The organism is uncultured Mucilaginibacter sp. (assembly GCF_903913935.1).
Lineage (GTDB): Bacteria > Bacteroidota > Bacteroidia > Sphingobacteriales > Sphingobacteriaceae > Mucilaginibacter.
In genome coordinates, this window is record NZ_CAIWNH010000260.1 from 1 (window position 1) to 10,928 (window position 10,928).

Annotated in this window: 10 protein-coding genes; 7 read left to right on the forward strand and 3 right to left on the reverse strand. The window is 41.4% G+C overall.

All coding sequences use genetic code 11. The annotated features are described in order from the left end of the window. Nucleotides 1–240, reverse strand: a 240-nt coding sequence (locus QZY09_RS10120) for a fasciclin domain-containing protein (RefSeq protein ID WP_295671983.1), incomplete at its 3' end; no start/stop codon positions are given. A gap of 116 nt (nucleotides 241–356) precedes the next feature. Next, nucleotides 357–1,478, reverse strand: coding sequence for a radical SAM family heme chaperone HemW (hemW, locus tag QZY09_RS10125; protein WP_295671986.1), 1,122 nt, complete (start codon nucleotides 1,476–1,478; stop codon nucleotides 357–359). A gap of 168 nt (nucleotides 1,479–1,646) precedes the next feature. On the opposite strand from hemW, the gene QZY09_RS10130 reads away from it, so the two are divergent. Further along, nucleotides 1,647–3,011 carry a hypothetical protein gene (locus QZY09_RS10130; RefSeq protein WP_295671989.1) on the forward strand — a complete coding sequence of 455 codons (1,365 nt, stop codon included), beginning with the start codon at nucleotides 1,647–1,649 and terminating at the stop codon, nucleotides 3,009–3,011. A 345-nt stretch (nucleotides 3,012–3,356) separates the two neighbouring features. On the opposite strand, the gene QZY09_RS10135 is transcribed toward QZY09_RS10130, so the two are convergent. Further along, a complete protein-coding gene (locus QZY09_RS10135; protein WP_295671992.1) occupies nucleotides 3,357–3,674 on the reverse strand; it encodes a DUF2568 domain-containing protein in 318 nt (105 codons plus the stop codon). A 108-nt stretch (nucleotides 3,675–3,782) separates the two neighbouring features. Between QZY09_RS10135 and QZY09_RS10140 the strand changes: the two genes are divergently transcribed. The 6 genes from QZY09_RS10140 to gldN all read left to right on the forward strand — a co-directional run bounded on the left by QZY09_RS10140 (nucleotide 3,783) and on the right by gldN (nucleotide 10,663). Next, complete coding sequence (locus QZY09_RS10140) at nucleotides 3,783–4,751, forward strand: DUF4271 domain-containing protein (protein WP_295671995.1); 969 nt, start codon at nucleotides 3,783–3,785, stop codon at nucleotides 4,749–4,751. Between the two features lie 20 nt (nucleotides 4,752–4,771). Next, nucleotides 4,772–5,536 (forward strand): uroporphyrinogen-III synthase, encoded by a 765-nt coding sequence (locus tag QZY09_RS10145; protein WP_295671998.1) that lies wholly within the window; start codon nucleotides 4,772–4,774, stop codon nucleotides 5,534–5,536. Between the two features lie 406 nt (nucleotides 5,537–5,942). Next, nucleotides 5,943–7,256 carry an SUMF1/EgtB/PvdO family nonheme iron enzyme gene (locus QZY09_RS10150; RefSeq protein ID WP_295672001.1) on the forward strand — a complete coding sequence of 438 codons (1,314 nt, stop codon included), beginning with the start codon at nucleotides 5,943–5,945 and terminating at the stop codon, nucleotides 7,254–7,256. A gap of 48 nt (nucleotides 7,257–7,304) precedes the next feature. Continuing rightward, the gene (gldL, locus tag QZY09_RS10155; protein WP_295672004.1) at nucleotides 7,305–8,114 is read left to right on the forward strand and encodes a gliding motility protein GldL; all 810 of its coding nucleotides are present in this window, start codon (nucleotides 7,305–7,307) and stop codon (nucleotides 8,112–8,114) included. Between the two features lie 38 nt (nucleotides 8,115–8,152). Beyond that, entirely contained in the window at nucleotides 8,153–9,685 is a 1,533-nt protein-coding gene (gene gldM / locus QZY09_RS10160) for a gliding motility protein GldM (protein ID WP_295672007.1), read from the forward strand. A gap of 6 nt (nucleotides 9,686–9,691) precedes the next feature. After that, the gene (gene gldN, locus QZY09_RS10165) at nucleotides 9,692–10,663 is read left to right on the forward strand and encodes a gliding motility protein GldN (protein ID WP_295672010.1); all 972 of its coding nucleotides are present in this window, start codon (nucleotides 9,692–9,694) and stop codon (nucleotides 10,661–10,663) included. The last annotated feature ends 265 nt before the right edge of the window (nucleotides 10,664–10,928 follow it).

Consider the following 10,928-nt stretch of genomic DNA (forward strand, 5'->3'; position numbering starts at 1 on the left):
AGCTTCGTTAGTTGGCGCAAAAACGGTAAACGGACCTGCACTTTCCAGCGTTTCAACCAAACCGGCTGCTTTAACGGCCGCTACCAGCGTAGTGTGGTCTTTTGAATTTACTGCATTTTCAACAATGTTTTTTGTTGGGTACATAGCTGCACCACCTACCATTGGGTTGGTTTGTGCGTTTGCTTTGGGCGCTATTGCAATAGTTGCTAATGCAAAGGCCGCGATCATTAATTTTTTCATAAGGTATGTATGTTATTTTAGGAGAAGATACGGCGCCAGGAACAACCCGGTTTTTGCGTTTGCCGTTTTTGTTATTCCCACAGGTTTTACAGATACCTTTTAATGAAGCCTTTGTTTTAGAAAAACAGGCCCGCAGCTATTTTATCGGCATATAATTTACCGTTGGGTGTAAGGTAAATTATATTATCTTTTTGAGTGATCCACCCGCGCTCAAAATATTCCTGCGCTGCTTTTACCAGGTCAGGAGATGCCCCGGCAGCAATTTTTTCTATCATTTGCAGTTCCAGCCCCCATATTGTTCTTAAGGAGGTCATGATATATTCATTCAGGCGGTTGCCTTCGGTCAGTATTTCCACCTCAGCAGGTATTTCACCTTTTTGCAAAGCTGCTATGTATTTTGCATTATTTGCTACGTTCCATTGCCTGGCCTCCTGGTTATAGGAATGCGCCGAAGGGCCGATGCCCAGGTATTTAACCCCTCTCCAGTAATTGGCATTATGCCTTGAATAATTACCTGGCCTGCAAAAGTTGGAGATTTCGTAATGTTCAAAGCCGCGGGTTTGCATGGCATCCATCAGCAAAACAAATTGTTCAGCGCTTTGCTGGTCGTCCATTGCCGGTTGTTTTTTCTTGCTGATGAAGGAAGCCAGCGCCGTACGCGGTTCCACCGTCATGGAATAGGTAGAGATATGAGGAACCTCAAGCGTAAATACTTTATCAAGGTTCTGTTTCCATTTGGCATCCGTTAATAATGGATATCCATAAATAAGGTCGACAGTTATATTTTCAAACCCGATATCCTGTGCCCTTTTTACACAGGCTTCGGCTTCCTCACCCTTATGCACCCGGTTCATCCATAACAGGTCCTCATCAAAAAATGATTGAATACCGATACTTAAACGGTTAATGTTCGTTTGCCGCAATGCTTGCAGTTTAGCCCGATCCAGGTCATCCGGGTTAGCTTCCAGGGTAATTTCGGCATTTGAGTTTACTACGTGCAGTTTTGTGATCGTCCCGATAATTAAATTGAGCTCATCCGCTGTTAGTAAAGATGGCGTGCCCCCGCCAAAGTAAATCGTTTCAATGGTTTCGCCGTCAAGATAGTTTTTTTGCAGGCTGATCTCTTTCAAAATAGCCTCTAAAAGCTCATCCTTATATTTTAGCGAGGTACTGAAATGAAAATCGCAGTAATAACATGCCTGTTTGCAAAAAGGGATGTGGATGTAGATGCCGGCCATTAGGCAAAGATCGTAAATTTTATTATGTGCAATTCCTTCAAATTAAAGGATAAGGCATCATAGTATTAATACGCATTTTAATATACCAAACCATCGGTATTGTGTCGCCAACTGTACAGCAATAGATTTGATTAACTATTTTTACGAATAATTTTAATTCATCGCTAAATGAAACAGCTCCTTCTTACGCTTTTGGTTTTAAGTATCGGCACTAGGCTGTTTGCACAGGAATTGAATGTCGAAGATATTCGCGGAATAATAGCAAAACTTATAAGGCATGCCAATATTGATTATTCTGATAGGAGAGGCGAAGTGGTTTTGGATAATGAACAACAGGTAATTTATAAAGTAACGGTGCCTTACCATGATTTTGGGACCGATAACCAATATATAACCGTAACAAAAGCAAGCAAGCAGGCTCTTTTTACCGCTGTTTACTTCGGTAACTACCCTGTTAACATCACAACCAAGGCCTTTACCGGTTTTGACGATCCGAATGAAAAAGACGATAACTTCGACAAAACGGGTTACAAGGGCAAACATAAAATGCAAACAAACACCGATGGGTATTTAACCGATACTATATTTTATAAAACCTTACCCGTTGCTGTATTAAACACTTCTGCCACTGATAATTCAGCCGTTATTACGATAGGTATTGTTAATAGTAAAAATCTTGCTGCCGAAAAAGCGATGTTGCCGCCTATGATCGAGCAGCCCTATCCCGCAGGGAGTCCCTTCGATCATATGAGAGTTAATGGTAATATTATTACCGTGCACGACTGGGGGAAAGATTTTGATGGCGACTATGATGTAAGCGTTTTGGCTAAGGATAGTTGTGTTAGCGGAAATTGTGTGCTTGGCAAAGGACGTAAAGTTTTGGCAAGTATAGTGAACGGACAACCACGCATACGCATAATGCAGGGCAAATTCAGACGCAGCGTGTTTTTAGGAAGTGGCGTTATGCTGATAGACGGCGAGGGCCCGGCAGTTGACGGCACCTATGAAATACAGTCATTTACTTATAGCTATACAAATAATTACATTGGCGCAAAGGGTACATTCCACACCAAAGTGGGCAACGAGGTATTTAATGGTGAATTTAATGGCTATTATGACTGGGGTATTGGCGCTGCTTTTCCTGAGTATCAGAAGTTCGTGAAGTGTGAATTTAGGCCAAATATTGTAACCGGCGTAGTTAGCCCATACATGCGTGATGCCTATTGGCCACAATCGGAGCTTGAAGTTGACATCGACCATGCATCAGCTCAATATCGTAAAGACGAAGCAAAACGCCTAGCCAATAACGCATACGCTGCTAATCAAAAAGCTTATAGTGAAGAGAATGATAAATGCACCTGCTGCGGCGGTAAAGGCATAATTACCCAACATGATCTTGTGCACTTCCAGGTATCAGGCAATAATTATATGGAATACTACAGTGTTAAGTGTACATGCTGTAATGGTACCGGGCTTAAAAAATATCAAACGGTTGATAAAATAAAGAACAATGGTACTTATATTATAAAATGAATATTCGTGCCGATGCCCTTAATGCCAGAGGGTTTTAAACTATGCAACATTCAATAGCCACTCGTCTTAAATAACTTGCTTTGCGGTTGTTTATCTCACTGGAGATGTTACTTATTTGTTACTTTACGTTTTTAACTATTTAAAAATCAACGGTTAATTACATTCCGGCCATTGGCGCAAAGGTAGATAAATGAAGCCCGAAAAGCATGGAAGAAACAGCTTTCTGTAGAAAATCGGCCAGCTCTTTCGAAAAAGTTGTTGGAAGAATTTTATGATTAAATTTTTCACAAAGCCTTCATAGGGTTTATTTCGCAGCATAATGCATGTCCTGTCATACGATACCAGTTAATGTATGACCACAACTATTGCTATAATTAAGCCCGTATTCTCATAGCCCAAACCATACAAAGCCCATACAGCTACACCCAACAGGACAAATTCCAAAAGCAATCTTAAAATACCCTGGATTTCAACCGGTTCTGGTTTAGGGTCATTCTGGATACGAAAAACGCCCCATAACGCTGCCGCAATAGCCGGAAACGCCAAAACCAATAAATATCTTTCCCAGTTTTCAGTTAAATAATACCACCGGCAAGCAAATGCAACTAACATGGTTATTTCCAATACAAAACATGCCGCCGGGTTTATTGGGTTCGTATTCATGCTGATAATGCCACCTTCATAAATTAACACTAATTTAAAAAAGACTTATGCTGAAACATCCAATTAATGAGGTAATTTTGCGGCACAATAAAAGGCTATCCTTATAATATGCGCTTTACTGTTTTTTGCTGCTTATTTTCATTATTTTGCTGTTTTGGCGCCCAGGGCCGGCAGGATAAGGTTGCTGCAAAGGATCAGAATGTTTTAAAACCTGTTGACCCAAACACGGTGAACCCTTTTCTTCCGGATTCTGTTGTTAAGGCAAATAAGGAAAAGCATATTCAGGATTCCATCGCCTTCGCCTACCTCATACCCGACTCCCTGCGAAGCAACCATGTTATGGATAGCATCCGCGCAAATAATTTATATAAAATGCTTTCAGGTCATTTAGCGCATTTAAAAAAAAGAGAATTTGAGCAGAGCGGTTTCCTGAGAAACTCCCGCGCCCCCTGGATCATCGCGGTAGTGCTGGGCCTGTTGGCATTTACCGGTTTCCTAAATGTTTTTCTCGGCAACGATATAAAAAATGTGTTGCAGTCTTTTTACAACAGCCAGGCAATTTCGCAAACAGATAAGGAAGGGAGACTAATCAATTCATGGGCCTTTGTGGGTCTATTTATCTTATTCAGTTTATCTCTTGGCCTCCTTTTGTACCAGCTAACTCAATATTATAATATTTCATACAGGCTGAGTGGATTTACACTTTTTATTTCGTTTGCTGCAATCATCAGCTTGTTAATGGCATTTAAGTTTATTATTTTAAAATTTATCGGGTTTATTTTTCAGTTAGATACGCTTGTTAGCGAGTACATAACCGTGTTGAACTTAACTTATTTCACGATGGCATTCGTTTTGCTGATCGTTGCAATATGTTTTAGTTTGCTCGCAAATAGGTTTATACCACTTTTATTGAATTTTACCCTGGCGTTTACGGCGTTAATATTTTTATGGCAGTACCTGCGTAACAGCATGAATATCATTTCTGATTTAAGATTTCACAAATTTTATTTATTTGTCTATCTTTGTGCCCTCGAAATTTGCCCCGTTTTAATAATAATTAAAGCACTAAATATATAACTTTTAGCAGTTTACACGAATTGAATTTGGAAGATAGAAAGAAAAAGGTTAAGAGCATTTTGGTTACACTGCCTAAACCTGAGAATGATAAAAATCCATACGCCGAGCTTGCTAAAAAGCTTAACCTGAAAATTGATTTCAGATCATTTATTCACGTTGAAGGTGTTCCGGCAAAAGATTTCCGCAAGGAAAAAATTAACCTTGCCGATTTTAGCGCTGTGATATTTACCAGCCGTAACTCTGCTGATCATTTTTTCAGGATCTGTGAAGAAATGCGTTTCGAGGTGCCGGTTGAGATGAAGTATTTCTGCCTTTCAGAAACCATCGCCCTGTACCTTCAAAAATATATCCAGTACCGCAAAAGGAAAATATTTTTTGGCAAACAAACCGCGTCCGACCTGGCTGACGTACTAAAAAAGCACTCCAGCGAAAAATTTTTATATCCCTGCTCTGATGTTGCTGCAGAAGAAACCCAAAAATTCCTGCTCGAAAACGGTTATAATTTCACCCCTGCGGTCCTTTTCCGTACGGTTTGCAGTGATCTTTCGGACCTTGCAGAAGTATTTTATGACGTGATTGCTTTTTTTAGCCCATCCAGTATTCAATCGCTGTATAAGAACTTCCCCGATTTCAAGCAAAATAATACCCGGATCGCTGCGTTTGGAGCAACTACGCACAAAGCAGTGCTCGAAGCCGGTTTGATACTTGATATTCCGGCGCCAACCCCTGTTGCCCCATCCATGACCATGGCCATTGAGCAATACTGCAAGATTGTAAACAAATAATTAACTATTATACAACTATTTAAATCCCCCCCCCTTTATTGCCTGTACATAAAAAAAAACAGCTTGTTAATTAGGCAAACAATCTGTAAAACTCTCCTTTAAAACCAGGCAGCTACGCACAATCCGCGTGACGGAATGTTTGGGAAAGTGAAAAAAATCTGTAATTTAGAGAAGGATTTTGCAACTATTTTTACCAACGGTTCGTATAAATGGAAACAATTTAGCATAATTGCAGGCGATAATCAGATATAAATCATGCCAATATTAGCTAAGGGTTTATATTAGTTTAGCAAAAATTAATATAGATTTGACTAATAATATGTTTTTTATAATTAGATGGATCAAATTTAATATATTCGGGGGTCACATTGTGTTATATTTATATAACTGATTTTTGATTTTAAAAATGAAGCAAATTTACTTTTTAATTGCAGTTTTGGCTGTTGGAATATTAGGCGGCTGTAGCAAAGGCGGAGACAGGGGTGAGTTAACCGGAGTCCCGCAACGTTCATTCAGGGCCGAGGTGCCGTTGGGCATGGTTTATATCCCCGGGGGGTCGTTCCTGATGGGGCAGACAGATCAGGATGTTACTTTTTCCCAGATCGCCCAAACCAAACAAGTTACTGAACCTCCATTTTTTATGGACCAAACCGAGATCAGTAACAGCCAATACCGCCAGTTTGTAAACTGGGTCCGCGATTCAGTTGCCATCACCAATTACCTTAACGACGATAAATATTATCTTAAGCCTCAAAAAGGCGAGGTTACCAATGGTAAAAAATACATCAACTGGGCCTACGTAAAACGTTACCCTGTTATGAGTACCCGCAAAGGCGCCGGCTCTACCGCGGCTGCTGCAAAACTGCAGGGAATGTATTACCAGGGAGACGACAGGCTATTTGACCGTAACGAACTTGACGTACGCCTTTTAAAATATAATTATGCGCAGATGGTTTTGCGTGATGCCGCTAATTATAAAGATGATAAAAGTAAAAGACGTTCCGACTTCATTTTCCGCGATACTGTACCGGTTTACCCGGATACATTAGTATGGCTGAGCGACTTCTCCTATGCAGCCAACGAACCAATGACTGAAAGCTATTTTTCGCACCCTGCTTACCGTAACTATCCGGTAGTGGGTGTAACCTGGCGCCAGGCTGAAGCATTTACTGTTTGGCGCACACGCTATAACGAAGCCTATAAAGATTCAAGGCATATCCCGCACCGTGCACCATATGACCTGCCTACTGAAGGTGAGTTTGAATACGCGGCACGTGGTGGCAGGGTTGGTACCGATTATCCATGGGGCGGTCCATACATTAAAAATGCAAAAGGCTGCCTGTTGGCAAACTTTAAGCCGGGCCGTGGTAATTATACCGACGATGGTGGCGCATACACTGTAAGTGTAAAATCCTACTTCCCTAACGATTATGGTTTGTATAACATGGCCGGTAACGTAGCCGAGTGGACATTATCCGCCTTCGATGAATCTGCTTCAACATTTGTACATGACCTGGCACCAACTTTTAATTACCATGCCAAACCAAATGACGCGCCTGTTTTAAAACGCAAAGTTGTGCGTGGCGGATCATGGAAAGATGTTGGGTTCTTCCTTCAAAATTCTACCCGTACTTTTGAGTACCAGGATACTGCAAAATCATATATTGGCTTCCGTTGTGTAACCCACTACCTGGGCCGTGATATAAAAGATAAACGCTAAATAATCAATTTCAACAAAACAAAAATTAAACCCTTTTTAAAAACTACTATGACTGGGAAGAGAGAACCATACGGAATTAATAATATTGTATCCTGGGGTGCAACAATTGTTATTATAGGCCTATTATTTAAAATTCAACACTGGCAGTATGCTACAGTTTTTATAACCCTGGGGTTAGGCACTGAGGCGGTATTGTTTTTCTTATTGGGTTTTCAAAGAGAAGTGAAAGAGATTGACTGGACCCGTGCTTATCCCGAACTGGATTATGATTATGATGGCGAGTTGCCAAAAGCAGCTGCCAAAAAATTACCGGCGGGCGATAGTTTTTCAAACACAGCCGCACTTGACCAGATGCTGTCAGAAGCAAAGATCGGCCCTGAACTGATCGGCAGCCTTGCCAGTGGTTTAAGGACTTTTGGTGATAAAGTGAACTCTATTTCGCGCGTTACCGATGCAGGCGATGCTACCATTGCCTTTACTGCAAAAGTTAAAGAAGCTACCGCCAGTTACGAAAAACTTGGGAGTTCTTTTGCGAAGGCATCAGGCAACCTTGATGAAATCGCCAGCACCAGTATCGATTCAAAATCATACCATGAGCAGGTAAACAAGATGGCTAAAAACTTAACAGCTTTGAACGCTGTGTATGAGCTGGAATTGCAGGATTCAAGCAACCACCTGAAATCAATGAATAAATTTTACCAGGATATGTCAACCACGGTTAAAAACTTTAATGATTCGGCAAACGATGCCAAATTATTTAAGGATGAAGTGAACCGTTTGGCTAAAAACCTGGCGACACTGAACTCGATATACGGCAACATGCTTTCGGCAATGAACCAGCCACGTGTTAATAGCTAACCAGTTTTGATCATTAGAAACATTAATATTTAAGACACATGGCTGGAGGTAAACAAACCCCAAGACAACGAATGATCGGTATCATGTACCTGGTACTTTTGGGCCTCATCGCCCTTAACGTACCGGATAGCTTATTGGATGCCTTTAAGAATATAACTATAAGCCTTGATTCGTCAAGCAAGAATGTAACCAATGGGGTTGAAACCTCAATAGCTTCGTTTAAGGCAACAAAATTAAAAGACGAACCAGCGCGCGCAACGCCGATATTAAAAAGAGCGGAAGAGGCAAAAGCAAACGCAGAGGCCTTAATTAATTACGTTCAGTATTTAAGAGATCTGCTCGTTAAAGAAGGCGGAGGTATTAATCCCACAATAAATGACGTAGATGCAAGAGAAAACCTTGATATTTCCCCACGTTTGATGATTAGTGACAAGCGGGCTGATACGTTAAAGGAGAAGATAGATAAAACCAAAGAACTGCTTTTTAACGCCTTAAACGATAAAGAAAAGAAAGGCGTAAACTTTTCTCTAAATACCGATGCGCCGCCCACAAGTCTTGGCGTAACGAAAAATTGGCAGGATGCCTATTTTGGTGAAGGTATTCCGTTAGGAGCTACTTTAACGACCTTAGCTAAAATACAAACTGATACAAAAAATGCTGAGAACGAAGTAGTTAAAAGAATACTGGGCGAAGTAGATCAGGCACAGGTTAATCTGGATCAATATAACGCGGTTGCAGTTGCCCCAACAAGTTATGTATTGGTCGGTCAACCGTATACTGCAGATGTTTTTTTAACTGCATATGACTCAAAATCATCTCCTAATATAACTGTTAATGGTTCGCCGTTACAAACAGAATCAGGAAAAGGTAAGTATGTTGGAAGTACAAGTTCTGAAGGTCCGCATACATGGTCTGCCAGGATAAACGTAAAGCAAACAGACGGCACATTTAAGCCATATGACACGCCGCCGCAAACATACATGGTGGCCCGTCCATCGGCAGTGGTATCGCCTGATAAAATGAACGTTTTGTATATCGGTCTTCCAAACCCTGTTTCAGTTTCTGCTCCAGGCATTGCGGCAAAAGATCTTAAAGTAAGTATGAACGGCGGAAGTATCAGCGGTTCAGGTGAGCATTGGACTGCTAATGTTTCAACAATTGGTACAGCAACGATAAGCGTTTCCGGAGAATTAACCAAGGGGAAGACATCCTTTTTGGGTAGCAGCGTTTTCCGTGTAAAACGGATCCCCGATCCAAAAGCACAATTTGCCGGTAAAAGTGGTGGCAACACCAGCGCGGCCAATATCAGGGCACAGGACAGGGTATTTGCAAAGCTTGATAATTTTGAATTTGATGCCAAATTTAGCGTAACCCGTTTTACCTTGCTGATTGCAAAACCAAGGCAGGACGTGGTTTCGTTGTCAGCGACAGGGAATGAACTGACCAGCGCCATGAAATCATTTATGAATAATGTTACACCGGGTACAACCGTTGTATTTAAAGATATAATAGCCGTAGGGCCTGACGGAAGTCAGCGCGGCCTTGACCCTATTGTGTTGAGTGCAAATTAAAATGTTATGAAAAGGAAAATTTTAATTGTTGTATTGTGCCTTGCATGTGTAGCATCCTACGCACAAAGTAGTAAGAACAGGAAAAAAAGAAAGCCAAAACAAACTACCCAGCAGCAGGTTAAAAAACCAGATACCACCAGTATGACCCAAAGCGCCAGGCCATTGGTTGATACGAGTAAAAAAATAGCAGTCAGGCCCGGTAAGCATTTTGACCGCCCCCTGGATGGTTACTATAAAAAGAGCAATATATTAAATGCTAAAGTAACTCCTTATCCTAACCTACGTGAATCTGATGTGGCGTTTGTAAAACGTGTTTGGCGCGAGATTGACACCCGCGAAAAAATGAACGCTTATCTTTCCTCTCCAAAACAAAGGCTGATAGATGTAATTATGAATGCCGTTGCGGCAGGTGAACTAACCGCTTACAGCGCCGTTCCTGATAAAGACAATGATCCGGACGGAGATGCGTTTTATGCGCCGCTTACTCCCGATAAAGCAAGAAACGCAATGGCCGACAGCGTACCGGTTGATAAATTTGATAAAGACGGTAATAAGATAGGCACGATAATGAAAGCTGGTGAAATATCCCCCGACAGCGTTGTGAAATTCAGGATAAAGGAAGACTGGGTATTTGACAGGCAGCGCTCCATATTTGAACCCCGTATTATAGGTTTAGCACCCATGGTAAAAGTTAAAGTTGGCAACACCGAAGAATATCAACCTGCATTTTGGTTGTATTTCCCTGATGCCAGGCCAATATTTGCGGTGAAAGAAGTTGTGAGCAAAAACAGTGATAACACTGGCTTAAGTTTCGACGATGTTTTTATGAAGAGGATCTTTACGAGTTACATCGTGAAAGAATCTAACGATAAGGATGACCGTATCAAAGACTACGCTACGGGTATCGACAAGCTGTACGAATCTGAACGGATCAAAAAATCCCTGCAGGATTGGGAGTTGAATTTGTGGTCGTATTAAGGAAGTCCGAAAGTCGGGGAAGTCAGTAAAGCCCGAAAGAAAAAATATTTAATGCCTTGATGATTACTTTCATTGAGGCATTTTTGTTTGATAGACCGCGTTGCTATTTCTCCGCCCGCTCATTGCGAGGAACGAAGCAATCGCTACAACAGACAGTCCTTAACATACCATTTATGAGTGTCCGGCGCGCGGCTGATAGGTCACGCTGAGATTTTGGTGCGGCGATTAACGCATGTAGAGATTGCTTCGTTCCTCGCAATGAGCG

Bases quoted from the DNA above. Each gene is read 5' to 3' on its own strand.
- hemW (WP_295671986.1), bottom strand. From the start codon at position 1,478: ATGGCCGGCATCTACATCCACATCCCTTTTTGCAAACAGGCATGTTAT.
- QZY09_RS10130 (WP_295671989.1), top strand. From the start codon at position 1,647: ATGAAACAGCTCCTTCTTACGCTTTTGGTTTTAAGTATCGGCACTAGG.
- QZY09_RS10135 (WP_295671992.1), bottom strand. From the start codon at position 3,674: ATGAATACGAACCCAATAAACCCGGCGGCATGTTTTGTATTGGAAATA.
- QZY09_RS10140 (WP_295671995.1), top strand. From the start codon at position 3,783: ATGCGCTTTACTGTTTTTTGCTGCTTATTTTCATTATTTTGCTGTTTT.
- QZY09_RS10150 (WP_295672001.1), top strand. From the start codon at position 5,943: ATGAAGCAAATTTACTTTTTAATTGCAGTTTTGGCTGTTGGAATATTA.
- gldL (WP_295672004.1), top strand. From the start codon at position 7,305: ATGACTGGGAAGAGAGAACCATACGGAATTAATAATATTGTATCCTGG.
- gldM (WP_295672007.1), top strand. From the start codon at position 8,153: ATGGCTGGAGGTAAACAAACCCCAAGACAACGAATGATCGGTATCATG.
- gldN (WP_295672010.1), top strand. From the start codon at position 9,692: ATGAAAAGGAAAATTTTAATTGTTGTATTGTGCCTTGCATGTGTAGCA.